The organism is Sellimonas intestinalis, assembly GCF_001280875.1.
In the GTDB taxonomy this organism is placed as follows: domain Bacteria; phylum Bacillota; class Clostridia; order Lachnospirales; family Lachnospiraceae; genus Sellimonas; species Sellimonas intestinalis.
In genome coordinates this window covers 154,154-180,364 of the sequence record NZ_LGAJ01000005.1, presented here as the reverse complement: position 1 = coordinate 180,364, position 26,211 = coordinate 154,154, and the positions used below count along the sequence as shown (strand labels likewise).

Annotated in this window: 22 protein-coding genes; 4 read left to right on the top strand and 18 right to left on the bottom strand. The window is 45.4% G+C overall.

Going from position 1 to position 26,211, the window contains the following annotated elements:
* Positions 1–24: 24 nt before the first annotated feature.
* The 6 genes from AOA56_RS06675 to AOA56_RS06650 form a co-directional block, all read right to left on the bottom strand.
* A complete protein-coding gene (locus AOA56_RS06675) occupies positions 25–618 on the bottom strand; it encodes a P-loop nucleotide/nucleoside kinase family protein (protein WP_024731824.1) in 594 nt (197 codons plus the stop codon).
* Between the two features lie 53 nt (positions 619–671).
* Complete coding sequence (locus AOA56_RS06670; RefSeq protein ID WP_053769232.1) at positions 672–2,471, bottom strand: ABC transporter ATP-binding protein; 1,800 nt, start codon at positions 2,469–2,471, stop codon at positions 672–674.
* Complete coding sequence (locus tag AOA56_RS06665) at positions 2,464–4,197, bottom strand: ABC transporter ATP-binding protein (protein ID WP_024731822.1); 1,734 nt, start codon at positions 4,195–4,197, stop codon at positions 2,464–2,466. The genes AOA56_RS06670 and AOA56_RS06665 overlap by 8 nt, the downstream gene beginning before the upstream one ends.
* A 131-nt stretch (positions 4,198–4,328) precedes the next feature.
* Complete coding sequence (gene pepV, locus AOA56_RS06660) at positions 4,329–5,693, bottom strand: dipeptidase PepV (RefSeq protein ID WP_024731821.1); 1,365 nt, start codon at positions 5,691–5,693, stop codon at positions 4,329–4,331.
* A gap of 215 nt (positions 5,694–5,908) precedes the next feature.
* Complete coding sequence (locus AOA56_RS06655) at positions 5,909–6,910, bottom strand: LacI family DNA-binding transcriptional regulator (protein WP_238117678.1); 1,002 nt, start codon at positions 6,908–6,910, stop codon at positions 5,909–5,911.
* Positions 6,882–7,577 carry a Crp/Fnr family transcriptional regulator gene (locus tag AOA56_RS06650; protein WP_048620750.1) on the bottom strand — a complete coding sequence of 232 codons (696 nt, stop codon included), beginning with the start codon at positions 7,575–7,577 and terminating at the stop codon, positions 6,882–6,884. The genes AOA56_RS06655 and AOA56_RS06650 overlap by 29 nt, the downstream gene beginning before the upstream one ends.
* 155 nt (positions 7,578–7,732) lie before the next feature.
* On the opposite strand from AOA56_RS06650, the gene AOA56_RS06645 reads away from it, so the two are divergent.
* Entirely contained in the window at positions 7,733–8,473 is a 741-nt protein-coding gene (locus AOA56_RS06645; RefSeq protein WP_053769231.1) for an ATP-binding protein, read from the top strand.
* A 127-nt stretch (positions 8,474–8,600) separates the two neighbouring features.
* On the opposite strand, the gene AOA56_RS06640 is transcribed toward AOA56_RS06645, so the two are convergent.
* Both AOA56_RS06640 and AOA56_RS06635 read right to left on the bottom strand, forming a co-directional pair.
* A complete protein-coding gene (locus AOA56_RS06640; protein WP_053769230.1) occupies positions 8,601–9,734 on the bottom strand; it encodes a hypothetical protein in 1,134 nt (377 codons plus the stop codon).
* Between the two features lie 118 nt (positions 9,735–9,852).
* A complete protein-coding gene (locus AOA56_RS06635) occupies positions 9,853–10,878 on the bottom strand; it encodes a M42 family metallopeptidase (RefSeq protein ID WP_053769229.1) in 1,026 nt (341 codons plus the stop codon).
* Between the two features lie 194 nt (positions 10,879–11,072).
* On the opposite strand from AOA56_RS06635, the gene ytvI reads away from it, so the two are divergent.
* Positions 11,073–12,164 carry a sporulation integral membrane protein YtvI gene (gene ytvI, locus AOA56_RS06630; RefSeq protein ID WP_048620746.1) on the top strand — a complete coding sequence of 364 codons (1,092 nt, stop codon included), beginning with the start codon at positions 11,073–11,075 and terminating at the stop codon, positions 12,162–12,164.
* A gap of 501 nt (positions 12,165–12,665) precedes the next feature.
* Here the strand turns inward: ytvI and AOA56_RS06625 are convergent.
* From AOA56_RS06625 to AOA56_RS06610, 4 genes are all read right to left on the bottom strand, one after another.
* Entirely contained in the window at positions 12,666–13,316 is a 651-nt protein-coding gene (locus AOA56_RS06625) for a GNAT family N-acetyltransferase (protein ID WP_048620745.1), read from the bottom strand.
* 242 nt (positions 13,317–13,558) lie between these two features.
* Positions 13,559–14,785, bottom strand: coding sequence for an MFS transporter (locus tag AOA56_RS06620; RefSeq protein WP_053769228.1), 1,227 nt, complete (start codon positions 14,783–14,785; stop codon positions 13,559–13,561).
* Positions 14,760–15,893 carry a radical SAM/SPASM domain-containing protein gene (locus AOA56_RS06615; protein WP_053769227.1) on the bottom strand — a complete coding sequence of 378 codons (1,134 nt, stop codon included), beginning with the start codon at positions 15,891–15,893 and terminating at the stop codon, positions 14,760–14,762. Before AOA56_RS06615 ends, AOA56_RS06620 begins: the two co-directional genes overlap by 26 nt.
* Before the next feature lie 35 nt (positions 15,894–15,928).
* Entirely contained in the window at positions 15,929–16,141 is a 213-nt protein-coding gene (locus tag AOA56_RS06610; protein WP_053769226.1) for a hypothetical protein, read from the bottom strand.
* A gap of 571 nt (positions 16,142–16,712) precedes the next feature.
* On the opposite strand from AOA56_RS06610, the gene AOA56_RS06605 reads away from it, so the two are divergent.
* Positions 16,713–17,159, top strand: a complete 447-nt coding sequence (locus tag AOA56_RS06605) for an Hsp20/alpha crystallin family protein (RefSeq protein ID WP_024731812.1) — start codon at positions 16,713–16,715, stop codon at positions 17,157–17,159.
* 76 nt (positions 17,160–17,235) lie between these two features.
* On the opposite strand, the gene AOA56_RS06600 is transcribed toward AOA56_RS06605, so the two are convergent.
* The 6 genes from AOA56_RS06600 to AOA56_RS06575 all read right to left on the bottom strand — a co-directional run bounded on the left by AOA56_RS06600 (position 17,236) and on the right by AOA56_RS06575 (position 24,869).
* Positions 17,236–17,835, bottom strand: coding sequence for an ATP-binding cassette domain-containing protein (locus AOA56_RS06600; protein ID WP_053769225.1), 600 nt, complete (start codon positions 17,833–17,835; stop codon positions 17,236–17,238).
* A 1-nt stretch (position 17,836) separates the two neighbouring features.
* Positions 17,837–18,610, bottom strand: a complete 774-nt coding sequence (locus AOA56_RS06595; RefSeq protein ID WP_053769224.1) for an ABC transporter permease — start codon at positions 18,608–18,610, stop codon at positions 17,837–17,839.
* The gene (locus AOA56_RS06590; protein ID WP_053769264.1) at positions 18,588–19,622 is read right to left on the bottom strand and encodes an ABC transporter substrate-binding protein; all 1,035 of its coding nucleotides are present in this window, start codon (positions 19,620–19,622) and stop codon (positions 18,588–18,590) included. Before AOA56_RS06590 ends, AOA56_RS06595 begins: the two co-directional genes overlap by 23 nt.
* Before the next feature lie 126 nt (positions 19,623–19,748).
* Complete coding sequence (locus AOA56_RS06585) at positions 19,749–21,314, bottom strand: xanthine/uracil/vitamin C permease (protein ID WP_048620714.1); 1,566 nt, start codon at positions 21,312–21,314, stop codon at positions 19,749–19,751.
* 24 nt (positions 21,315–21,338) lie between these two features.
* Positions 21,339–23,069, bottom strand: a complete 1,731-nt coding sequence (gene ade, locus AOA56_RS06580; RefSeq protein ID WP_053769223.1) for an adenine deaminase — start codon at positions 23,067–23,069, stop codon at positions 21,339–21,341.
* Positions 23,070–23,087: 18 nt separating this feature from the next.
* On the bottom strand, positions 23,088–24,869 hold the full coding sequence (locus AOA56_RS06575) for an adenine deaminase (RefSeq protein WP_024731806.1): 1,782 nt from the start codon (positions 24,867–24,869) through the stop codon (positions 23,088–23,090).
* Between the two features lie 362 nt (positions 24,870–25,231).
* Here AOA56_RS06575 and AOA56_RS06565 point away from each other — a divergent pair, with 362 nt between their 5' ends.
* Positions 25,232–26,164: a DMT family transporter gene (locus AOA56_RS06565; protein WP_082349887.1), complete on the top strand. Its 933-nt coding sequence runs from the start codon at positions 25,232–25,234 to the stop codon at positions 26,162–26,164.
* Positions 26,165–26,211: the final 47 nt, after the last annotated feature.

Here is a 26,211-nt window from a genome sequence, read left to right as displayed (position 1 = left end):
GTGTTCATCTGACCGACTCTGATATTAATCTTCGTCCTGAAGCTTTCTTACTACTTCCTTCATAGATTTGCGGAACTCCTCTTCGTTGGAATTGTAGAATAAAAGAAGCTCCTGGTCTTTGCTCTTGTCGTTGAGCTCTTCCGGGATGGAAAAATCCGTCTTTGCCATATATTCATCCCAGTGCGCCAGCTTCCACGTATCCCGATCGCTGTTTCTGCGGATCATTCTCTTCTTGCAGATCTCGGGATCTGTCACGACCCAGACCACATAAAGTCTTGCGTTCTTTCTCATCAGATCCTGGCGGAGGCTCTCCATAAATCTTGGGTTTCTGACCTCCCTGGTGAAGGGTGCATTGATCAGTGCAATATCATCGTACTCCAGTGCGTCTACTGCCATATCGAGAATCGCCGCATACTCATAATCACGAATATGCTCCTCGAAGAAATCCGAACTTCTGTCGTACGGCTGTCCGGCTACCTCAAAGATCTGCCGGCTCAAGATAATGAGCGCATCCTTATCCAGGTATACGACGTGGTTCAGCTCTGCCGCAAGCTTCATGGCAACATAGGTTTTCCCACATGCCGGTGGGGAAGTCACTAAAATGAGTTTCTTTTTCATGGATCCCTACCCCTTTCCTCATATCAATCTATGCTACTATCATACCACAGTGTCTAGAAAACCTCATCAAAATTTTGGCCGGCAAACTGTGAATGATACAGCTTTTCATACATTCCCTTCTTCTCCAGAAGCTCTTCATGCGTTCCCTGCTCCACAATGTCGCCGTCTTTTAAAACAAGGATCATATCCGCATCCCGGATCGTGGAGAGCCGGTGGGCGATGACGAAGGACGTCCGTCCCTGCATTACTCTGTGCATCGCCTCCTGAAGTCTTCTTTCCAGACGGGTATCTACCGAGGAAGTGGCCTCATCGAGAATGAGGATCTGCGGGTCCTTGAGAATCGCTCTCGCTATCGTTAGAAGCTGCTTCTCACCCTGAGAAATATTGTTGGCCTCTTCATTAATCAGAGAATCATATCCCTTTGTCAGCGTCCGGATATAATGATGGACGTTTGCCATTTTCGCCGCGCTGATAATCTCATCTTTTCTGGCATCCAGCCTGCCGTAACGGATATTGTCGTAAATGCTGCCTGAAAACAGCCACGTATCCTGTAGCACAAGAGAAAACAGGGAGCGTAAATCTTCCCGTTTCATGTCCCGGATGTCGACACCATCAATCTTGATGGCTCCGCCCTTTACATCGTAGAAACGAAGAAGTAGATTCATCAGTGTCGTCTTTCCTGCTCCGGTCGGCCCTACGATGGCAACTGTCTGCCCACTCTCGACTTCGACGTTGACATCCTTCATCAGAAGATCTTTGTCATAGCCAAACCGTACGTGCTCAAAGCTGACATTGCCTCCGACGGACGCCTTATCGATCTTCACAGTTCCCTCCTGTACCTCTTCCTCCTCAGATAAAAGTGTAAAAATTCTCCGCAGTGCGGAAAACGCCGCCTGCACCTGGGCAGAAAGCTGAGATACTTGTGACAATGGATCGTTGATCTGCCACACATAACGAATGAAGGCCTGAAGCTGTCCAATGGTGATCACTCCCTGAATCACCTGTAAGCACCCGACCACCGCACAGGTTCCGATCGTTAAGTAAGTCACCAGCGATACACACGGGGAAATCAGAGACGACACAAACTGTGCCTTAAATGCGGAATTCCTCATTCTCTCATTGACGTCCTCAAACTGTCTCGCCACATCCTCCTGTTTGTTGTAACTGATGATCTCATTAAATCCACCGTAGAGCTCTGTGATAGTTCCATTTAACTGTCCTACGGTTTTTTGTTGAAGATCGAAAAGATCCTGTGAGCGTTTGACGAATACTTTCGTAATCAGTATCACAAGTGGGATAATCACAAGTGCAAGCATAGTCATCAGCAGATTGATCCGCAGCATCATCGCAACCGCAAGAATAAATGTCAAAATCCCGCTGATAACTCTTGTAAGCGTCTGTTGCAGCGCATTACTCAGTGTGTCGACGTCATTTGTCACACAACTGAGCACATCCCCGAACGCATGCTCGTCAAAATAACTCACCGGCATCTTCTGGATCTTCTTCTGAAGCGCCCCTCTGAGATCATGCATTGTCTGCTGAATGGCATTTGTCAGAAAGAACGCCGAAGCAAGAAGCAAAAGAGCCCTTGTAAGATAACTGCTTCCAAGCACTGCCAGCACACGGAACACCTTATCAAAATGGACATGTGCTCCGCTGACGCCCTCCAGGATGTCCGACGCGTCATTTGCAAGCTGTGTTGTCGCCATCCCTTCGATGGTCGGATTCATTGTATAGAGTGCTGTGGCCAGAATCGTGGCGAGCACCGCCACCAGAAGTTTTCCCTTGTATGGGCTGATAAAATGACCCATTCCGTTGATACATGCCCTCCAGCTTATCTGTTGTCTATTCATACGCCAGTTCCTCCTCACTCAGCTGAGAAGCCGCAATTTCGTGATATACGCCGCATGTTTTCAGCAACTCTTTATGTGTCCCCTTTCCTACAACCTTCCCTTCATCCAGCACAATGATCTGATCCGCATCCATAATTGTAGACACACGCTGGGCGACGATCAATACAATTTCGTCTGTCATTTCTTTTTTCAGTTCTTTCCTAAGCTTTGCGTCTGTCCGAAAATCCAGCGCGGAAAAAGAATCATCATAAATATAGATGTCGGCATGACGGACAAGTGCCCTGGCAATGGAAAGCCGCTGCTTCTGTCCTCCGGAAACATTGCCCGCACCCTCAACGATCCGCTCCTGAAACTGTCCCGGTTTCTCCATAATAAAGTCGTAAGCCTGGGCCACTTTGGCTGCATGAACGACTTCTTCCATAGTCGCCTCACGGTTGCCGAAGCGGATATTCTCCTCGATCGTACCGCTGAACAGATTCGCTTTCTGGGAGACAAATCCGATCCGGTCACGGAGATGATAGATGTCCATGTCCCGGACGTCCACTCCGTTCACCAAAATCCTTCCCGCTGATACATCATAAAATCTCGGAATTAATTTAATCAGCGTACTCTTACCGGATCCGGTGCTTCCGATGAAAGCAACCGTCTCTCCGGATCCGGCTTCAAAGGAAATATGCTGAAGAACTGCCTCTTCCCCATCCGGGTAAGCAAATGTCACATCATCGAACACAATACTTTTCTTCTCTGTTTCCTTCTTTGTGTGGTCCGGGTGGTTCTCAATGATGGATTCCGTCTTTAATACCTTCCTGATGCGCTTTGCGGATACATTCGCCCTTGGATACATCATAAACACCAGGCAGAACAACAGCACGGAGAACATCGCATGAAATACATAGTCCATAAACGCAATCAGCTTGCCGACCGGTAATGTGCCCGCATCAATCATAAAACTTGCCACCACGTAAATCGCGATGATCGCCATATTCATCATCCAGAAGAAAATCGGATCCGTCGAAGACATTAGCTTGAACAGCTTCTTCGATTGCTTCATAAAGTTTACATTTTCCTCATCAAACCGTCCGGATTCATATTCATCATTATTAAAAGAACGGATGACCCTGATTCCGGTCAGATTCTCTCGAAAAATCCGGTTGATAGAGTCCAGTGAAGATTGCTGTCTCTCACTGATCGGAGAGGAAATCTTCCCCACAATGATCACCCCGATAATAATCAACGGGATCGTGGAGATGATAATCAGCGACAGATTCAACGATGTACGGACTGTGAGCATAAAGCTTACCACAATCATAACCGGGGTCAAAACTGCGGTTCTCAAGATGACGTTCATAAACATCATAATCTGGAATGCATCATTATTGGTTCTTGTAATCAGAGAAGCCACACCGATTTCATTCATCTCGCTGTGGGAAAAGGTCTGCACCTTCCGGAATACGTCCTGTCGGATGTCATGTGCGACTCCGGTGGAAATCCTGGCGCAGCAATAGCCAAGAAGAATCGTTCCGCAGACACCAACAAGCGAGATGACGGCCGTCAGCGCTCCCATCTTCATCAAAAATCCTCTGTCCTCGTTCATCACACCCTGATCGATCATATAGGCAATGATCGTCGGAATCCCCAGCTCGACCAGTGCAAATCCAAAGACAGAAATCACGTTTAAAACGAACCAGAGTTTGTACCGTTTCAGGTACTCCAAAATCAGTTTCAAACTATAACCTCCCTCATGCAAAGTGTTGTAAATCCAATGTATCATATTAAAAAAATTCCGGCAAGAGCGGAAGGCATTTTCGCAAAAAAAAGGATTCCAAAGCTTTGGAATCCCTTTTCCGAAAGACCAATTTATTTCTGTGCGATCTCATACATCGCTGCCGCGATAATCTGGTAAGACAACATCATCTTCTCTACATCGGCACACTCGTTCGGCTGATGGATTACGTCCGGTTCTCCCGGGAACGTCGGTCCAAATGCAACCATATTGTCAAATGCTTTTGCGTATGTACCGCCTCCGATTGCAATCGGCTGATCGTCTCTTCCTGTTTCTTCTTTGTATACTCTCATCAGCTTCTGAATCAGCTCGGAATCCTTCGGCACATATAAGAGCTTTCCTTCCGATTCCACATTAGCGTTCAGTCCATAAGCCTCCGCATGTTTCTTTACATGTTCGATCAGCACTTCCCGATCCCCATTCTTCGGATAACGAATATCCAATGTGAAGAAAAGCTTCTCCGGAGTACAGTCTACTACGCCAAGATTAAGTGTTGTCTGTCCGGTCTCTTCATCTGTCCAGCAGATATCAAGGGATTTCCCATTGGTCTCTGTCCCGATCTTCTCCAGAATGAAGTGGATCATCTGCTCCAGATCTCCGCCGATCCCGGCATCTTTTACTGCCTCAAACAGTTTAACCGCAGCATTGACACCTTTCTCCGGCGTACTTCCGTGAGCGCCCATTCCTTCTGCAACAATCGTTGTCTTGCCGTCTTCTTTGGTAACGGTGATTCCTTCTGTTTCTTTTACATCCAGATCGCCTTCCACTACCATGGTACATCTAGGTGTTACGACATTCTTTGCCGTACCTCCCTGGATGGAAAGGACTTTGATATTGGATGGATTTTCTATCTTTTTTGTTACTTCCCAGAAAGACTGTCCTTTCTCACAAAAGATGACAGGGAACTGTCCGTCCGGTGTAAATCCAATCGCCGGTTTCTCTCCGCCTGCCTCATTGTAATGACGTACACAGGAAGAACCATTCTCCTCGTCGGTTCCGAAAATGACACGGATTCTTCTGTCGATTTTAAGATCCAGGTCTCGAATCGCTTTCAATGCGTAAATCGCGCCGATCACCGGGCCCTTGTCATCCAGGACACCCCGTCCGTACATCTGTCCGTCGTGGATCTCGCATCCAAGCGGCGGGTATTTCCAGCCTTCTCCAAGTGGAACGATATCAAGGTGACCCAGGACTGCCGCCATCTCCTCACCGTCTCCATATTCGATCCATCCCACTTTATTGTCCAGGTTGCCAGTCTTAAATCCAAGCTTCTCCCCCAGCGCCAGTGCGTGATCCAAAGCCTCTTTCGGCCCTCTTCCATATGGTGCGTCCTCTTCCGGAGCGCCCTTGACGCTCTCGATCGCAATACTTTCTTTGAGGGAGGCGAAAATTTCATCTTTAAGCTCCATCATTTTTTCATTCAGTTTTTCATATCCCATTGCTATAACTCCTTTCGCTGAACAACTTCAGCATAGTAACTCACAGAATTATTTTATAATATTCCTCTACAAAAGGCAAGAGATATCAAACGATTTTGGCAGAGCATTTCTTATCATCTGACAAATAAATAACAACTAGAACAACAATGAATTTCCATATCGGAACTTGTAAAGCAATCTTTGCGTTTCTGGATCATATCTACTGAAAAAGTTTTTTAATATTCCACGATCCGGTATCCCAGTTTCATCTGCATCGGCACCTGATTTCCATGCTCAATAGCGTCCAAAAGCATCTCTGCCGCCTTGACTCCGCTTGTTTTATCGTAAAAGTGAACGGTTGTGATACCATCGGAGACTGCTCTTAAAAAGCGGTTGTCACCAAAGCCTGTCACCTGAAACTTTTTTCGTTTGTCGGGCTTTCTTTCTTTTAAAGCCTGCATCACGCCCGCCGCGATCGTATCGGTGGCACATGATAGGATATCGATATCAGGCTCTTTGTCCAAAAGATCCTTTGCCTGATGATATCCGGATTCCACAGAACATTCGGCGAGCCGGTATCGCTCCTTCATCAGTTTGATCCCCTGCTCTCTCAACCCGTCCCGGAAGCCGTCCTCTCTTGCCTGCCCCGCTACCCTGTCATCTCTTGTCACACCGATATAGGCGATCTCTTTCTGTCCGCTTGAAGAGATTTTCTCCGCCAGTGCCTTTGCCGCCCCATAGTCGTCATGATACACGCAGTTTGCCTTATCCGTGTACTGGCCAATTACCACGATTGGCACTCTACTCTGCTCAAAAAACACTTCATGCTTTCTGGAAATAACTGTCGCGATCAGAATGATCCCATCCACCGGATAGTTTTCAAAAAGCCTCATAGTTTCCAATTCTTTGTCCGATTGGTTGTTTGTCACAGTCAAAAGCATCTGGAACTGCTTTTCCGCCAGCACCTCTCCGATGCCATCTGTCACCCTCGCAACGGACTCGGAACTAAGCCTTGGTGCGACCACTCCAATTAGCCTCGCCCTTTTGGTCCGGAGATTTCTCGCCTGGGCAGACGGATGGTATCCCGTCTTCTCGATTGCCGCACGAATCCGCTCCTTTTTCTCCTCGCTTATATACCCGCCATTTAAGTATCTTGAAACAGCCGCACTGGACACCTGTGCAAGCTGTGCAATTTCTTTGATTGTCATGTTACCTATGATCTCCTTTTTCCATTTCATGTACTGCTTCATCCTCTGTATGAAGAATAAAATGATGTTTCCGAAAGGTCAGTACTCCCTCTCTTTGCAGCTTACCAAGCACCGCCGAGAGTGCGCTTCGGTCCGCCGCCAAATAATCCGCAAGCTTCTGCCGGTCAAATGGAATATCAAACTCCCGGCTACCTTGTTTCGCCGCCTGCTCTCCCAGGTAAGAGAGCACCTTCTCCCGCAGGGTTCTTCTGGAAAGGTGGGATACGCGGTTTGCCAGAAACAGGTTTTTCTCGGCCAGGATGTGCATCATATTTTCTACGAGTCTCCCCTTTCCCCTTCCGCCTCCTTCGGGCCGCATCATCTGTCCGTAAGAAATCCACAGGATTCTCGTCTTCTTTGCCGCCTCCACCGTCACCAGAGAGGGCTCCCCGGATGCCGCAAACGCCTCGGCGAAGATCTCTCCTGGAAACCCCTGTGACAGAAGAGTCGTGCTGCCGCTGAATTCTTCTTTCAAAATTACGATTCCGCCCTCCAGCACGATCCCGAAGTCCCTTGGCACTTCCCCGGCAAAGAGCAAGATCTCTCCTTTTTCATAATCCTTCTCTTTCACCTGCATCTCCCGCAGAACCGCCCCCATCTCCGCTTCTGTCAACCCCGAAAAGAGCGGGCACCGGGATAATATCTTTTTTTGCTCCATGTTTCTCCTCCGTTGTGATTACAACCGACTCTTTTTCCAGAGTGTACTATTCTATGTTCAAGAAGTCAAGCTGTTGTCGGTAAAACCAGACCCATCTGTCTGAAGACAGCATACCAATCATTTACCTTGGCAAAATCAGACGAAGGAGGATCATTATGGTCAGAAAAATCATCAAAATCAACGAAGCGCTCTGCAATGGTTGTGGCCTTTGCGCCAAAGCCTGTCACGAGGGAGCTATCGAAATGGTAAACGGGAAAGCAAAACTGGTACACGAGCACTACTGCGACGGTCTGGGGGATTGTCTTCCTTCCTGTCCTGTGGACGCAATCTCCTTTGAAGAACGGGAAGCCCCGGCTTACGACGAGGCCGCAGTCAAAGCAGCCCAGAAAGAAAAGAGAATCCCGCCACAGCAACATGCATTTGACGATACACTTGCCTGCGGCTGTCCCGGCAGCATGGCAAAGCAGATTCGAAAAGAACCTCAGGGAGCCTGTTCACATACACCGACTATGTCCCCATCAGGAAATCCGGGGCAGCTCTCCCAGTGGCCGGTTCAAATCAAGCTGATGCCGACGAACGCTCCCTATTATGACGGTGCTCATCTTTTGATAGCCGCCGACTGTACTGCCTACGCCTACGGCAATTTTCATCAGGATTTTATCCGGGGACGCATCACTCTTATTGGATGCCCAAAACTGGATGAAGGAGATTATACCGAAAAGCTGACCGCTATTCTGTCACAAAATGACATTAAGAGCCTGACTATCGTCAGAATGCAGGTGCCTTGCTGCAGCGGACTGGAACGCGCGGCTGTCCAAGCACTTAAAGGCAGTGGAAAATTCATCCCTTGGCAGGTTCGGGTTATCACCTCGGAAGGCCAGATTCTCGACTACTAACCGGAAACTTATCTTAACACATTTGATACTGCAGCCTGAAATGTATTTCCATCACTGGAAGTGCAAAAAATCAGGAGGACGTTTACGAGCGTCCTCCTTTTTTCATCTTTATATTGTTTTCTGCTCTTTATTTTCGGATCAGCTTTCGGATCACACAGAGCACAATACCTGCAACACTGCATCCGAGAATGATTCTATCCGCACGGTCCACGACTTCCAGCGCCAGCTTAGCCCCTGATAAAACCTGCGGACTTTCCGGAACCAGTGGAATGACAAAGCCTGCCGCTGCCGCCAGAATGGCGAACAGAATAAATGCTGTCAGTCCCCGTCCGGTATCATAGCTTCTGAGACGGTTTCCATCCGGCATCCTCTTGCCTCCAAGGAGCCAGATAGCGGATAAAATACCAAACAAAAGTAAAAATCCTGCAATTCCAAGGTACAATGCCTCGGCATAGTTCCTGTCCGCAGCTACCCGCCAGATCTCCCCCAGCGTATTTCTCTCCGCCCAGAATTCCTCCCAAAGCTTCAGAACAATAATCGCCATCGCCGCAAAACTGCCACATTTCAGAACAATAGAAACTCCTTTTCCTACTGCCCTGCCTGCCGTCTTTCCAGCTCTTCCGGCCGCACGTCCGGCCGCTTTTACCGGTCGGGCCGCCGATCCTTGCTTCTTCTGTCTCGGCTGTGGTTCTCTGTTCTCCCGGCTCTGCTGGCCGGCTCTACCGGCCGACTGATTCTCTCCAAAAGAGCGCCCTTTTTCCGTCTGTCTTCTGCCTTTACTTCCCGCTTCTGTCCTCTTTCTGCCTGCGCTCCCCGGCTGTTTCCGGTTTCCAGTTTCCGGACGCTTTGCCTCTCCGGCTGCCGGTCTCTTCCCACTTCCTGAGAGCTCCCCGGATTTGCCCTGAGGGTCTCTCCTTCTTACCTTCCCATTCGGGCTATCCGAAACTGTCTGTGCTGACTGTCCCTGTGCCTTAGGAGTGGAAACATCTCTTTTATCCTGATTCAGGTTCCAATTCTCCACGTCTCTCCAGTCTTCAATCTCAAACGGCTCGTCATCTTCCTGAGCGCTTGCTCCGTCCATATGTGTCCCGGCCCCGGCAGTTGTCTCGTTTACAGATATATCCGACCAGATCTCCGTTGGTTCCTCCGTCATCATTCCCTTGTCTTCCTCATCCAGCCATTCTACATCCATCCAGTCATCCTGTCCCGGATGTTTCTCCCGACTGATGTGGTCCTTAATCCGTCCTCCCTTATGTTCCATACGTTTGTGTCTCCCCTTCCGTATTTCAGATTTCTTCGGTAACAACAGTATTTTATCATGGATTATTTCGGAAAGACCGGTTTTCACATTTTTTTAAGAAATTTAAGTAATTTGTAACCTATCCCAGATATTCCTCCAGGAGAAGCATCGTATTCTTCACGCCGTCCACATGGCTTCTTTCATATCCGTGAGAAGCGTACACACCTGCCCCGATCAGTCCATGGCGCACATCGTAGCCCGCAGTCAGCGCCGCGTCAGCATCGGATGAATAGTGAGGATACACGTCCACCGCAAAGTCTGCTCCGGATACTTTGGCCGCCTCAATCAGGCTGCTCACAACATCATAATGATAAGGCCCTCTGCTGTCTTTTGCACAAATAGATACCTGATGCTCCTTACATGAGAGGCCGTCTCCGACACATCCCATATCTACGGAAAGCACTTCTTTGACACCGTCCGGAATCGAGGCAGATCCTCCGTGCCCTACTTCCTCAAAAACAGTCATATGAAGGTATGTCCTTCTCTTTGGCGTCACCTGATCGTCTTTCAGATGCTTTGCGTATCCAAGCAGCATTGCTGTGCTGAGTTTGTCATCGAGGAAACGACTCTTGATATAGCCACTCTTTGTGATGACCGTCCTTGGTTCAAAACAGACAAAATCCCCGGCCATAATTCCGAGAGCCTTTGTCTCTTCGTTGGAGTTTGTCATCTCATCCACCACAATCTCCATTACATCATATGTACGCATCGTCTCCGCGTACTTTCCATTGACATGAACGGAAGCATTGCAGAGCTGGCATGTACCGTCATAGATCCGTCCGTCCCGTGTACGGATACGCACCGTCTCTCCCTCTGCGGAATTGGCGCTGATACCACCAACCGGGGAAACTTCCAGACATCCGTTGTCTTTAATCTTAGTGACCATGGCGCCCAGTGTATCAACATGGGACTCTACAAAAATAGCATTGTCTGCATCCTCTCCTCCAAGGTCTGCGATCACGCCCCCTTTTACCGTACGGTGAGCAGGAAATCCGAGTGTTTCAAACTCCTTTAGCAGATAATCTGTCACGTCCTTCGTGTATCCGGACGGGCTGTCGATTGCCAGCAGATTTGTAAGCTGGCCAAGTACATATTCCATATTCATTGGTTGATCTCTCCTTTCTCTGATACTGACTATTATATCATCCTGCGGACCCTTTTTTCTACCCATCCAGGCAAAGGATTTTTGCGGATTTTTGATTTTCTTTTCCCTGCGGTTCCTGTTGACACACCTCCTGTTCTTGGATATTCTTATACTATCAGATTACAATGAATAAATAACGAGGTTACCAAAAAGAAATGGAAAAACGCAGAACATTTATCATCAACTTTTTGTACTTTGCAATCATCGTAGCACTATCCCTTTTCGTGCTGAGATTTGCGTTGACGCTTCTCTTTCCGTTCGTTGCGGCACTGTTTATCTCCTACGTCTTAAGACGCCCGATTGACTTTCTCGCCGCCAAAACCAGACTTTCCCGAAAGGTTTCCGCTATCCTGATCGTTCTGATTTTCTATGTAACGATCGGCACCTTACTTGTGCTTGGAAGCATCCGTGCCTTTTCCTATGTCAGTGACCTGGTACAGCGGCTTCCGCAGATCTATCTCCGCTATGTAAGCCCGGTGATGACGGATCTCTTTGACGAACTAGAGCACGCGCTCTCCCAGGTAGATCCTTCGATTCTGGAGACTGTGGATTATCTGTGGGACCAGCTAATGCAGTCCCTGCGTTCCCTTGTATCAGGCCTTTCACTCAGCAGTATGGAAGTGATTTCCGACTTCGCCTCCTCCCTGCCTATGCTATTTATCAGGCTGGTGCTGATGGTAATTTCAACTTTCTTTATCGCAATGGATTATGAAGCTCTTTCCGCTTTCTGTATGCGGCAGTTAAATGAAAAGGCCCAAAATGTCGTGATGCAGATCAAGCAGTACGTGGTCGGCACCCTTTTTGTCTGTATCCGTTCCTACGCTCTGATTATGAGTATCACTTTCGTGGAGCTGTCTGTGGGACTCACCCTGATTGGCATCCGTAAATCCGTATTCATCGCCTTTTGTATTGCGGTCTTTGATATTCTTCCGGTTCTCGGCACCGGCGGCATCATGATTCCATGGGCTCTGATTTCAGCCATCCTGGGCGATTATCCGGGCGCTGCCAAACTAGCTGTCCTCTATGTATTTATTACTATTGTACGGAATATCATCGAGCCAAAAATCGTAGGCGGTCAGATCGGATTGCATCCGGTAGTGACTCTTGTCAGCATGTTCGCCGGAGTCCAGCTCTTTGGTGTGGTAGGACTCTTCGGTTTTCCGATCGGACTTTCTCTTCTCACTTATCTGAATCGGACCGGCACGATTCACCTCTATCGGACCGGGGATGAAACTAAAAAAATATAAATATGCTGCCAGTAAAAATTTCATACTATACATTCCAAAGCGGTTCATCTTACAAGAACTTAGCATTTTTAAATTTTAAAAAAATTAGCACTCGAGTGTGAAAGCCTTGGAAATGAGCTGGTTTTTATGTTGATGCTGAAAGATATTCTTGCAAGAGTGTGGAAGAACACAGGGAAAAAGAGGCTTGGAAAATAGATAATGGAAACTCAGGGCGGGAAACGGGCAATACGATAGAACCGCTGCCTCCTCCGCATTTATGTTTCAGAAACGGCTGCCGTTGTGAATACTTTTAGGCATTTATAGAACACTTTTGCGTCCGCTTTATCCTATACTTATCCTTTATCTAAGTACCACCAGAAAATGTGTAAATCTGACCACCGGAAACGGTGATCAAAAAATAGAGCAATACTCATGTTTACAATGCTCCTTTCCTGCCAATATACAAAAATCCCCCTTAATATCCTTTGGAATGTATACTTCGTATAAGGTTGGCCGTTTATGTCAATTGTAGCTTACATATCTATATAAAATTTCATATGTAGCAAAACCTGCTTTTTTATAGCATTTAATAGCGGCAAGGTTTTCACTCCAAGTTTGTATAAAAATCAATTTATTTTGAACACTACAGTATGACTTTAAAAATTTACTGCCTAACCCCTTTCTCCGAAATATAGGATTTATCTCATAATCATATATTCCTATGATTTCATCATCCTCAATTGTGCTGAATTTCCCTATCTTTAAATTTTTATACCAAATGAAATAATAATGTGCATTAAATAATTTTTTTCTTTTTATTTCACATTCTTGTTTCCAGTGTTCATAATTTAATTCAGAAAACCGAAAATCTCCATTTGAACTTTTTGTTCCATTAAAGATAAAATTAATATCAAAACAATACTCGGGGATATAATTTTTTAAAATTTCAATCTTTGTGAGTTGGGAATTGGTTTTGTTAGAGATTCTATAACACTTGCTACTAGGTAGGAAATCATTTGAATATACCGCTACAAAATTAAAATCAATTGAATTATTATATGGATGACTAATGAATATATTATTACTACATTTTTTTATTTTACATCCAATACTTTCCATCCATTCCAATTCATTGTTCAGGATTAAGCTAGATAAATCGATATTTTTCATCATTATATTTAACCTTTCCAATTTTCTAAAATATGACATATAATAGAATAGATAATATAATTCCTGTATATTGTAAACCGGTTTTCTCTAGGCTTATTGAACATATAATATAAATAATCCAGACCAGAGTGCTTCACTTGTACGATCATGGATGGAGCTAAAAGTATCCGTTTTGTCATGCCTCATATAGTATAGTTTAGCCTCCATCAATTCCTTGTTACAGTATCATACGTAAATAGTCATTGTTATATTTTTGTAATACTCTTACAATTTAGCCTTATATGATTTAAATTCTTATTAAAAAGCATTAATAATAAACCTATCAAAAATATGCCTGATAAATATAAAAATCCATTTACATAGTTACTTGTGAGGAATTGAGTTCCAATAGCAATGCCGATGGTAGGAGACATCAAGATAAGCGTGTCAATCCCTCCCAGTATTTTCCCACGATTATCCGCATCAATTGTTGTGATGACATAACTAAATAAAGGCTGTGTTAGGGAATCGAACATTCCATATATCAAGAAGAGAAAGCCCGTCAGAAAAAAAGGACATATTGGAATACACAGCATACACACTCCACAAGCCAACATTGCCAGTTTAAAAAGTCTGCTTACATAATGACCAAATTTATTTACAATCATCAAACCAATAATTTCACCTACAGCCATCATTGACTTTATAACCCCAAGGGTAATTGAACTTTTTGATTGAACAGAAAACATGACCGGCAGAATATTCGGTACAAACCCATATGCCAAATTTAATAAAAACATAATGATAACCATGCTCCTTAGCAACGGGGTCTGAAAAATGGAATGATATGAGATTTTTATATCTTTTACTAAAGAAATCATCAAAACTTTGCTGTTGTTAATCCTTTTTACGTTTCCCTTAGAATCACTTAACCGGCTTATTAAAAAAGCACATACAAAAAAACTGGTTGTATCTATTAAAAACAAACCCTTTCCTGAAACCCAGGTAATCATCCATCCTGCCACCGCTGATCCAATAATATAAATTGTCCTGGATAACATTGTTACAGTAGATTGAAATTTGATAAATATTGTCTTCTCGAATCTTTCTGCTGCATAAGTTGTATATGCTGATGAAAACACAGTATTACATATATCATTTAACAGTATGAAAAAAATGCAAAGACTGATATGCTGAATTGCAAAACCGTAAAAACACCAAAACAAAAAAATAATAGCTCCTGAAATACTGTTTACTGCAATCATCAACTTCTTTTTATTAAACCGATCAATCATAATCCCAACGATAAGAGATAAAATCCCCCGGAAAGCGAGGGATCCTCCTATCATATATGCAGCATTCATAATATTTCCAGAGTCATATGTCACTTTCCAAACAATAAACAGATCGAACAGAGTATCCCCGACAAAACTAATCAGGATTGAAAGCGTGAGGGTTTGAAAATCATTATTTTTTATAAATATTTTCTCCATAGTACTCAAGAGCAAACTTATAATAACTACAATTATATTTACAAGGTAAATGATTCGTAGCCTCTGCCCTACATCCACCCCCACAAAAATATTTTAATTCGCATTTTTGACAGCTTTTATTATTATCGACTAAATCTTTTTTTATTAATTCTTTTCTATGAATTAGTATATCATATACTGCCTCCGTATTAAATATATTTGTTATCAAATCCGTTTCTCCATATCTTTTTACACAAGGATATACATTACCATCCGGATGAATACTTAAGGATGTGATTCCCGCTCCGCAGTGCGTTACAGGAAACCCTTCATTTCCGAACATCATATTATCTGCAAACTTTACTATTTCAAAGGCTTCCGTAACATCAATATTATAATGGCTTTGAAGGAAGTCAAGTAATTGACGAAGTTGATCTATTGTTGGCTTCATATCATCCGAGACCTTTTTTACTATAAAAAAACCTGCTGAAATACCTTTTTGATGAAAAAAATGATAAAATTTTTCAGACGTTTTGATAGATTCCCTTGTCAATACCTTCATTATACGTATGTTAATTTTTGCTTGTATTAGGTCAGGTAAAATATCAAAAACTTTAGTCAGTTGTCCGTAACCCCTAGTTTTTGCATTGTCTTCCTCATTTATATCATCCAGACTAATCTGTAAACATATTCGAGGATCATTGAGAAGTGAGATGTTCTGTTTGTCAATAAGTGTTCCATTTGTGACAATAGTAATTTCTGAAATGTTTGGTATGGATTTTATTGATTCTAAAATTTCCCAAAAATTAGAATTACACATTGGTTCACCACCGATTAAAGCTATAGACCGGCAATTTAACTTCACTAACTTTTTTAGGATAATATCATTTTGTTCTTTACTAATATCAATATTTTCACTATGAGAATAGCAATAAGAACAATGCATATTGCATTTTTTTGTAATGTTGTAATAAATTGTATCGAAATAATTTATTTGCTGAATATAGGAGAAATATTCGGCATAATTCTCAAAAAATCCTTTTTTTAATTTTTCATTTTCTGATTTATAATAATAACGAGTAAATTCATCAAAATATATTTTGCCATTATTTGTGTTTATTTCTTTCATTTTTTCCTCCCTAAGGTGCCAGACGAATAAAATATTTATGCTGTTCTTTCTGCCTTCAGATTTTGAGTCGGTTGTATTGGTTTTAAATCAGGAATTCTAGGTGGGCCACTAGCCCCCTTTTTACTAGCACTGCAAGAAAAAATCTTTAAATCCTTCTCCTTAATTTCAGGTTGAAAAGTGTAAGTATTAAATTTTTCATTACTATTTGATACATTATCGCCGTACATTAATAATTGTGAACCTTTCATTATTTTTCCTCCATAATCTCTCGTCTGGCACCAAATTTAGTATGGTATTAGGTCAAAAGCATTTCTCAAACTTACCAACCTACAAATCTTTACACAAATTCTGTATACTTACGGATAATACACATAGTTTCTTTAATATTATATAAAACGGAAAGCCAAGAACTCTGTGTAAATTTTCAAACCAATTTGTTCTACAATACGTTTTATATATAATATTATATTCTTTTACAAAATTCAATAATTTTATTATTTTTCATCATTTTTACATTATTTTTTGTTTTTTTGCGTATTTTAACAAAGCCATTTTATATTTCTGTGCATTTTTCACAAAAACAAAAAGCTCTTTATATATAGACGCATAAATATTTAAAATCTTTCGTTTTTCTAGTTATAAGTTAATGATTTTTTTCAAAAATATTAGCACTCACCTCTTGACACTGCTAATAACGTGTGCTATATTACACATAGAACAAATGGAACGGGTTAAAAAGGCCCCCCACAGTTCTGAAACACCACTCTCCTCCGAGAGTGATTATATAAACATTTTGTCAAATGAAAGGAGACATGACTTATGATGATGCCTAGTATTTTTGGAGAAAACTTATTTGATGATTGGATGGATTTCCCGTTTCATGATGATTTCTTCCGTGGGACTCCTGCTTACAAAAAGAACGCAAAATCAATTATGAAGACAGATATCCGAGACACTGAGGATTCATACGAACTGGATGTTGATCTTCCAGGATACAAGAAAGACGAGATCAGCGCACAATTAAAAGACGGATATCTGACGATCTCCGCATCTAAAAACACAGAGAATGAGGAGAAGGATAAGAAAGGTAACTACATCCGCCGCGAACGCTACAATGGTACAATGAGCCGGAGTTTCTATGTAGGTGATGCCATTCACCAGGACGACATCCACGCGAAGTACGAAGATGGGATTCTGAAACTTTCGATTCCGAAAAAAACAAAACAGGAGGTAGAACAGACCAATTACATCTCCATCGAAGGTTAAATATACAAACATCCTACGGGAAAGGGGACAGTCAAAACAGACTGTCCCCTTTCCTTTTTACTTGTATGAAGTTTTATTACATCTTAAAGAGTCTGCCGCCCATTTTCCCGGCCTCACTCCGGTCATGGGTTACAAAGATCACTGTCTTCCCGAAGCATTGCTTTTTTGTATACTCTATCACCAGCTCTTTCGTCTCCTCATCGAGTCCTTTAAAAGGCTCGTCTAAAAAGAGCACATCCCACTCACTGTAAAGGGCACGTAAAAGCGCTGTCCGCTGCCGCATCCCGCCGGAAAACTCCCGCACCGGCTGATCCTCGCATCCGCCAAGTCCCACCGCCGCCATAGCCTTGCTGATCTTTGCCTCCAACTTTTTGTCTCTGCCCCACGGCTTTTTCCCGCGCACCAGCCGGATATTTGCGGATGCGCTTAAGTTTTCGCACAGCCTATCCTCCTGAAAGACCATACTGATTCTTAAACCTTCCAGCCCTTCAATCTGTCCGGAGTCCACCTTCTCCAGCCCTGCCAGGATGCGCAGCAGAGTCGTCTTTCCTGCCCCGGAGGGCGCCATCATGCATGTAGTCTGTCCTTTTTGAAAAACCGCCGAAAAATCCTCAAAGACCGTGTGATCTCCATAGCTCTTTGAAAGATGTGAAATTCTGATCTGTCCTTGTTCCATCTTATCGCATCCTTTCCAACCTGATAACGGCACCGTCCACCATTGCCAGAAACAGTTTTTCAAACAGCAGGCTGATGAGGACAATCACCACCGTCCATGCAAACAGATCCGGCGTATTGAGATATACCTTGGCATTGTAAAGCTTTTCCCCGATGGAACCGTCTGGAATCCCGATGACCTCTGCCGCCACCCCGGCTTTCCAACAGAGTCCAAGGCCGATGGAACACCCGGTTCTGAAAAACGGCAGTACTTGGGAAACATAAATGTAACGGATCCGCACTGCGTGGGGAAGTGCGAAAACATCTGCCATCTCGAGAAGCTTAGGATCCGTACTGAGAATACCGTCCAACACATTCGTGTAAAGAATAGGAAATACCATCAAAAATGAAATCACTACCGACAAATTCCGGGATGGCACCCAGATGAGCACAAGAATAATAAAGGACGCCACCGGCACTGCCTTGACCACCATTACCGCAGGAGCAAAAAACTCACGGATTCTCTCAAATTTCGCGGAGAGTCCCGCCGCAAGAATTCCGGCCGCTGCTGCAAGAAAAAAGCCTCCCAGAATCCGTACAAGAGAAAAGCCGATGGAGCGCCAGAACTCTGTTTCCATGACAAGTCCGGTCAGTCTTTCCAAAACGACGACAGGGGATACCAGCAGGATCTCCTGTCCTATCCACACACTGACTGCCTGCCACACAAAAAGCCAGACTGCTACAGCCCAGAACCGGATCGTTCTCTTTTTCTTTTTATTCGCTGTAGTAGAACTCATCTTCTGGTAACGAGCCTCCTATCGATTCCGCATTAGCATCATAGAGCACCTTGAGATAACCGGAGAGCTGTTTCTGCATCTCCTCCCCTGTGACGCAGACAATGTTACATTCCGGCAGTGCCTTCTTGGCCACTTCCTCTGTCACAATCTCATACTGCCCCACCAGTTTTGCCGCCTGATCCGTGTCCGCATTGACAAAATCCACAGATGACGCATATCGCTCCAGGAAATCAGATACTGCCTCCGGGTGTTTCTTTACAAACTCAGTACGAGCGATAACCACTCCGGTTAAAAGCGTGCTTTTCTCTTCCTTATTCTCCTGCGTCTTATCCCATTCCTCAGTCAGATCGAGAGCTACACGAATAGCCGGGTTCTTCTTCTGCGCCGTTGTCACAAATGGCTGCGGAAGCATCGCAATTCCACTCGGATCATTGGCAAGTGCCGCTACACATTCAGAGTGCTCGCTTTTCCACTCGATTGTTACATCTGAGGCAGGATCCATACCATTTTCTTTTAAGATATAGTTGAGCGCATATTCCGGAGTGGATCCCTTTCCGCTTGCATAGATCGTCTTCCCTTTCAAATCCGCTGCGGACTGTACCGTTTCCCCATTCTCTACAATGTAAAGAACACCAAGAGTATTGACCGCCAACACCTGCACCTTTCCTTTCGTATTGTTATAAAGTATGGATGAAAGATTCGCCGGAACCGCCGCAATATCCAGATCACCCTGCACCAGCTTTGGTGTTACTTCATCCGCGGAAGCAGCGATTTGAAAGCTGTAATTCTCACTCTTTACCTCCCCCTTGTCTACATCATCCATAAGTTTGACCATTCCCATTGCCGTGGGTCCTTTCAAAGCGGCAATCCGGACATCCACCGGGGTACTGGTTTCTTCCTTCTCTCCCGTATCTTTTATGGTCTCATCACCCTGTGCCTCTCTCGGGCCGCAGCCTACAAGAGCCGCCGCAAACAGAGCCATAACAAGAAGCCATGAACATATTTTTTTCATCATATTCTCCTTTCCTCCTTTTCACATTCACACATCCCTATGATAAGACAATTTCAGGCTCCGGACAAGACTCTTTTCCGTCTGTCCGAAGCCTGATGCTTCTCAAATCAAACCAATATTATAATTTTAAACATACTCAAAATCATCCGGCCCTTTAAACCAGCTATTTCTTCCCAGATGGAGAAGAAACGCAAGCACAGCAATAATCAGATAACCGATCGCAAACAGGGAAGTCGGATAGAATCCAAGCTGTGCGCTGTGTATGAATCCGAAACACGCAAGCACATAGCCGACAAGCGCCGTAACTCCTACTTTGTGAAGCTGTTTCTCAATAATAAAGACGGTCATCGTTCCCAGCAGAATTCCAATAATGATTGCTCCCGCCTTCACTCCCGGCACACCGTTCCACATCACCCCGGCATCCTTAATCATCTGCGTCACTTCCGCATTATACCCAGATGTACCATCCGCCAGTATTTCCGTACTGTATCCCGCAAGACCGGCTACTCCCGTAATCTGAGTGTACAGGTAATCCGCAACCGGAGGAAGCATGGCGACTGCGATAGCCGCATAATGCTTTACCGGGCAATCTTTGAAAGCCTGCGCCACCATAACAACCGCACACCAGAGGAAGGTTACCGCACAGACCGCCGGTGGAACCATGTTGCTCAAAAATGTGAACAATCCAAAAATTCCGGCTGCCCCAAGTACCAGACCCGACACGAGAGAATAACCGATTCCCGCATGAGATTTCTTCAATCCCGCATGACCAAGCCATACCGTATTCGGGATCACACCCCCGCAAATTGCGGAAATCATCGTACAGATTCCATCCGCGAACTGTGTCTCCCGCACATTGTAATTGTCCCCGGCCGCATTGGCCGCTTCTACATTGTCCATCGTTTCGATGAAATTATAAATCTCTACCGGAATCACGATTGTCAGATATGGAACAACGACGGTAAATCCATTAATCAAATGCTGGATACTGTTGACCGGATTTGGGATATAAAATCCGACACCGCTGAAATCCACGGAAGTCCGGCCCAGACAGAACGCATAAATGATACCACCCACAATGGCTACTACAAGCGGCGGGATCTTCTTCGGGAACAGATATCCCCCGAAAATTCCCACAAACGCTACAAACAGAATCGGAAGTCCTACCACCGGATCTCCAAACACATCAAAGACTCCCTGTGTTGCCATCCAGATAAATCCAATTCCAGCTACCGTACCAAGGAGAGCGGCTCTTGGCAGTCTCCGTTTCATCCACGGACCAATGAATCCGCCCAGAGCCTCCACAGCTCCCCCAATAAAGCAAGCCGCGACAGCCGCCGACCATGCGAGCATCGGATCGTCCAACGCATAGTGGAGCGGCATAATCACCCCGTACAGCATAACAAACATAGCCGGAGTGGATACTCCGGAAGGAAGCGCCGTGACATCCGCACGGCCTTCTTTTTTGGAAAGTCGCCGGCCCATAAACGCATAATAAATCCCACTAAGCATCAGTCCAACGGACATGCCCGGTATGACGGCCCCGTATACAATCTCATCCGGCCATCCCAGCACCCCTGACAAAGTCGAAATGACAATCAGATAGTTTACAATATTGTTTGTAATGGAATAAGTCATTCCACCGATATCGCCACGTTGAAACCATGGCACAAGTGTCTTTTGTCTGCTCATCTTCTTTCTCTCTTCCTATTCATTTTATGCTTCTGTACTGATAAACGAAAACGTCGTCACGTCAAACAGCCCCATATCGGTCAATTTGATCTCCGGAATGACTGCCAGAGACATAAAGCAAAGCGTCATCACCGGCTCCACATCCCCGCAGATTCCAAGCTCCGAATATGCCTTCTCATGGATATCCGTCAGCTTCTGATCCACCCACTCCCCGCTGCAGTCACTCATCAGGCCCGCAATCGGCATTGGCATACTTTCAATAACCTGTCCGTCTTTCACAAGAACGATACCGCCCTCTTGTGCAATCAGAGCGTTGACGGCCGCCTCCATTTCCTCGTCGCTGACGCCCACCACAATTATATTGTGGGAATCATGAGCAATGGAAAGCGCGACGGCACCCTCTTTGATTCCATAACCTTTCAGAAAGCCGCACGCTACATTTCCTGTTCCCTGATGCCGTTCTACTACTGCGGTTTTCACGATGTCCACCTTAGGATCCCGGACAAATTCCCCGTTTTCATCCAACTGAATATCCGCCGTCTCTTTCTTTGTCACAACACCGCCGGGAAGGATGCCGATGACATGGACATGCCCTGATTTCAGGTGCATTTTGAATTTCTCCTTTGAGAAATCCTCCACCACAACACTCCCTTTGACGGAGGAAATATCGTGAAGATGGACTTCCTGCAGATAGGTCCCTTCTTCTGCAGTCAGTTCTCCCGCAATCCATACCCGGTTGACATGGAACTCTTTCAAATCGTCAAGAAGTACAAGATCCGCCCGATACCCCGGTGCAATCGCTCCTCTGTCATACAGCCGGAAACACTCCGCCGCATTCAGCGTCGCCATACGAATGGCCGTCACCGGATCCAAACCTTCCTCAACGCAAATTCTCAAGTGATTGTCCAGATGCCCTTCATGGAGAATGGTCTTTGGCTGGCGGTCATCGGAGCAAAGCAGACATCTTCTGCTGTTCTCAGGCGTCACCCCCTGCAGGAGGGTTCTTAAGTTATGGCAAGCGGATCCCTGGCGAAGCAGAATATACATCCCCCGCTCCAGACGATCCTTCATCTCCTCTACAGTAGAGCACTCGTGATCCGCCAGAATTCTCGCCGCCGCATAGGCGTTTAGTTCCTTGCCGGCAATCCCAGGTCCGTGTCCGTCTATGATCTTCCCTTCTTCTTTGGCTGTCATCAACTTATCAAGCACCGCGTCATCCGCACCAATGACTCCCGGAAAATTCATAAATTCACCGAGCCCCAGAATCTCTTCTCTTTTGATCGGTTCTTTCATTTCCGGAGCATTCAAAACTGCACCCGCATGTTCAAACGGGGTGGCCGGCACACAGGAAGGAAGCACGTATTTCACGTCCAGTTTCGTCCCCTTGGCAGCTTCCATCATATAGTTCAATCCCCGGATTCCACAAACATTGACAATCTCATGTGGATCTGCAATGATAGTCGTACCGCCGTGCGGAACGAGCAGACGGCCGATCTCCTCCGGACTGACATAGGAAGATTCAATATGAATATGGCTGTCGATAAATCCAGGCGCCGCATATCGTCCTTCGGCGTCGATCACTTCTTTCCCTTCGTACTCTCCAATTCCCGCAATCTGATCTCCACAGATGGCAATAGATCCTTCTGTGATATTTCCGGAGAATACATTGACAATCTTACAATTTTTGATCACAACATCCGCTGGGATTCGTCCCGCCGCTGTATCAATAAGTCGTTTTAATTCATCCTTTTTCATGGCCGTTACCTTCTTCTTTTATTTTTCCATTACTTCCAGAACAGGTTCAAATGTGGTAAGTGCTGTATAGTCTACCGGACCCGCGTCCGTGATCGCATAATCTGGAATCGCTGTGATCGGCAGGAAAAACATATACATCATCGGATCAGGAAGATCACTTCCAAGACTTCTAGCCGCTTGGTCAATCTTCTTCTCCCATGCCGCAATTTCTTCCGGCTCCAGATCGCTTACAATTCCTCCAACCGGAAGCGGTAAAAATTCCAGAATCTTGCCATCTGCCACAACGACCTGCCCGCCGCCTTGTTCAATCACATAATTAGCCGCAACCGACATATCCTCAGCGCTCACTCCCATGACAACCAGGTTATTGTCGTCCGGCGCCGCAGAGGACGCCATTGCGCCTTTTTTCAGTTTCCAGCCGGAACAAAACGCAAGAGACTTATTTCCGTTTCTACCAAACCGCTCCAAAACAGATACCATCGCTACATCCTGCTCCGGATCCGGCAGAACAATTCCATCTTCTACTTTCAGTACGACGTCTCTTCTTTTTCTTACAAATGGACCTTTGACATCCATAGCCAGTACCTTTGCTTCCCCGTGTCCGATTTCCACCTTGTATTCAAAGTCTGCCGGGATCGTCTTTTTACATTTGAGTTCCCCTTTTAGTATGGAACTTCTCTCCGGCGCGTCTAACTGATAGGTAAGCTTGTGGTCTTTTGCAACCATGTTTCCGTTCGTCATAACTTCCTCCACCTGGAATTCGTGGAGATCATTGACAAAAAGAATATCGGCAATTCTGCCCGGACATATGGAACCTACCAGATGATCAATGCGGTATGCTTCCGCACTGTTGATGGTTGCCATCTGGATGGCCGTCATAGGCTCTACCCCTGCTTTCATCGCAAGACGCACAACATTGTCCAAATGTCCTTTTTCCAAAACATCGCTTGCGGTCACATCGTCTGTACAAAAGCTGACACGGCGTGCAAAAGCCGGATTCACTTCAGTCACAGCCTTCATATTTTCTTCCAGGAAATGTGTGACAGAAGATTCCCGGATCAGCATATGCATTCCCTTTCTCATCTTCTCTACCACTTCCTCGTGGGTGTAGCTTTCATGGTCAAGACGTACGCCCCCGCACAGATAGCCGTTCAGATCGTTCCCTCTTGCCATTGGAGCGCATCCGAATACCGGAAGGCGGTTTTTAAATGCCTCTGCGATTGCCCCCAGGGTATTCTCATCCTCTTCCTGGAGGAACTCTCTTACCGTCTCCCAAACGCCGAAACATTCCGGCCATTTCTGGACTTCCTGATGAACTTCTTTTGTAAAATTAAACGCGACCGTTGATTCCGGAATCGTATACGGAGTCTTATATGGCGCTCCCCAGAATACTTTCAGCGGGCTCTGCTTTACTTCCGCCAGAATCTCTTTTAATCCTTCCAGACCAGATACCGAGATGTACTCATCCAGACCGGAAATCATACTCGTCGTTCCTCTTGGCACAACCGCCTTTGCATAACTTGTGATACTGAGCTTACTACATTCACTGTGAATATGTCCGTCGATCATTCCCGGCACCAGATATCTGCCCTTCGCATCAATGATTTCTGTGTCCGGCCCAATGTACTCTTCCACATCGCCGACCGCCACGATCATATCCTCGTATACGGCGATATCTGCCGGATAGATCTCACTGGACATGACATTAACAAGCATCCCACCGCGGATCACTTTGTGAGCCGGGATCTTTCCCCGTCCCGCACGGATCATTTCCTTCAAATTTTCCACTGTTCTTTCCATTTCAAATCCTCCTTGCACCGCGCTCTCTTTTGAGAGGGTTTTCTTAAAGCTGCCTTTACTTCCCGCCAATTCCCCGGAAAATAAAAAAGATACATCGGCCAGAGGCTAAACAGGTTTCCCGTCCTGCGAATGTATCTTGAAGAATTTTCAACTATATTTGATTGTGCCAAAAGCTTCCGCTTTCTTTCGATTTTCATCATATCATAATCCGATAGGCTTGAAAATATATTAGTATATTATATTTTCAGATGATTATTTATTAGAAATACTTATATTTCATAGCTTTTTCGGCTGTTCTGCATTATAATACAAAAAGCAGCCGCATTTCCGCGGAAATACCCAACCAACAGAAAGGATCTGACATGAAGAGTCATTTTACACCCCATAAAGATATCACAGGCACCCTTTCCATCCTTCTCGCCACATTGTGCTGGGGATTTTCCGGATGTTCCGGTCAGTATCTCCTGCACGATCTGGCTCTCCCAACCCCCGTCGTTCTCTGCATCCGACAGATCAGCGCCGGGATCATTTTGATTGCGCTGGATCTCCTTTTCCGGAAATCCACACAACGGCACGCCTCCTGCCGTTCCTCCATCCGGACATCCAAAAAGGATTTGCTGATACTGATCTTTTTCGCTATTTTCGGTATCTGTCTGACACAGTATACCTTCTTCATGGCGATCTATTATTCTGACTCCGGCACAGCAACCGTCCTGCAGTACTTGTCTACGATCCTTATTTTCCTCGTCACCTGTGTGCGTACAAAAACACTGCCCACAAAGACAGAATCTGCCGCTGTTCTGGCTGCTGTAGCCGGCACTTTTCTTATCAGCACCGGAGGGCGGCCGGGAAATCTTGCCATCTCAGGGTACGCCTTGCTTTTTGGTGTGATCTGCGCTATCTCTTACTCCACCTATACGCTGATTCCGGGACGGATTGTCCGCACGTACGGAGCCAAATATGTAGTGGGGCGCGGGATGCTGATCAGTGGAATTCTCCTCTCCCTTTTTGTCCGTCCATGGACATACGAGATCCCGCTCTCTTCCGAGGTGATCCTTGGCTTTTGCGGACTGATCCTGGTGGGGACTGCGGCCGGATCAACCTTTTATCATTTTGGTGCGTCTCTCTTGTCTCCTGTCAAAGCAGGAACCCTGGCAAACTTTGATCCGGTTTCTTCTGTACTCCTGACCGCCCTTTTGCTTGGTACAACTTTTACGGCAACAGATCTTGCTGGTTTCTTCTGTATCATCGGAGCCGTTTTTCTCTTGCAGCTTTGCCGTGGGAGACTGACGTAACGAAAAGGAAGCAGTGCCAAATCCGTCTTCTCCGGTTTCTGGCTCTG

Coding starts and splice junctions, on each gene's coding strand:
- AOA56_RS06675 (WP_024731824.1), bottom strand. CDS start 618: ATGAAAAAGAAACTCATTTTAGTGACTTCCCCACCGGCATGTGGGAAA.
- AOA56_RS06670 (WP_053769232.1), bottom strand. CDS start 2,471: ATGAATAGACAACAGATAAGCTGGAGGGCATGTATCAACGGAATGGGT.
- pepV (WP_024731821.1), bottom strand. CDS start 5,693: ATGGGATATGAAAAACTGAATGAAAAAATGATGGAGCTTAAAGATGAA.
- AOA56_RS06655 (WP_238117678.1), bottom strand. CDS start 6,910: ATGAAATGGAAAAAGGAGATCATAGGTAACATGACAATCAAAGAAATT.
- AOA56_RS06650 (WP_048620750.1), bottom strand. CDS start 7,577: ATGGAGCAAAAAAAGATATTATCCCGGTGCCCGCTCTTTTCGGGGTTG.
- AOA56_RS06645 (WP_053769231.1), top strand. CDS start 7,733: ATGGTCAGAAAAATCATCAAAATCAACGAAGCGCTCTGCAATGGTTGT.
- AOA56_RS06640 (WP_053769230.1), bottom strand. CDS start 9,734: ATGGAACATAAGGGAGGACGGATTAAGGACCACATCAGTCGGGAGAAA.
- AOA56_RS06635 (WP_053769229.1), bottom strand. CDS start 10,878: ATGAATATGGAATATGTACTTGGCCAGCTTACAAATCTGCTGGCAATC.
- ytvI (WP_048620746.1), top strand. CDS start 11,073: ATGGAAAAACGCAGAACATTTATCATCAACTTTTTGTACTTTGCAATC.
- AOA56_RS06625 (WP_048620745.1), bottom strand. CDS start 13,316: ATGATGAAAAATATCGATTTATCTAGCTTAATCCTGAACAATGAATTG.
- AOA56_RS06620 (WP_053769228.1), bottom strand. CDS start 14,785: ATGGAGAAAATATTTATAAAAAATAATGATTTTCAAACCCTCACGCTT.
- AOA56_RS06615 (WP_053769227.1), bottom strand. CDS start 15,893: ATGAAAGAAATAAACACAAATAATGGCAAAATATATTTTGATGAATTT.
- AOA56_RS06610 (WP_053769226.1), bottom strand. CDS start 16,141: ATGAAAGGTTCACAATTATTAATGTACGGCGATAATGTATCAAATAGT.
- AOA56_RS06605 (WP_024731812.1), top strand. CDS start 16,713: ATGATGATGCCTAGTATTTTTGGAGAAAACTTATTTGATGATTGGATG.
- AOA56_RS06600 (WP_053769225.1), bottom strand. CDS start 17,835: ATGGAACAAGGACAGATCAGAATTTCACATCTTTCAAAGAGCTATGGA.
- AOA56_RS06595 (WP_053769224.1), bottom strand. CDS start 18,610: ATGAGTTCTACTACAGCGAATAAAAAGAAAAAGAGAACGATCCGGTTC.
- AOA56_RS06590 (WP_053769264.1), bottom strand. CDS start 19,622: ATGAAAAAAATATGTTCATGGCTTCTTGTTATGGCTCTGTTTGCGGCG.
- AOA56_RS06585 (WP_048620714.1), bottom strand. CDS start 21,314: ATGAGCAGACAAAAGACACTTGTGCCATGGTTTCAACGTGGCGATATC.
- ade (WP_053769223.1), bottom strand. CDS start 23,069: ATGAAAAAGGATGAATTAAAACGACTTATTGATACAGCGGCGGGACGA.
- AOA56_RS06575 (WP_024731806.1), bottom strand. CDS start 24,869: ATGGAAAGAACAGTGGAAAATTTGAAGGAAATGATCCGTGCGGGACGG.
- AOA56_RS06565 (WP_082349887.1), top strand. CDS start 25,232: ATGAAGAGTCATTTTACACCCCATAAAGATATCACAGGCACCCTTTCC.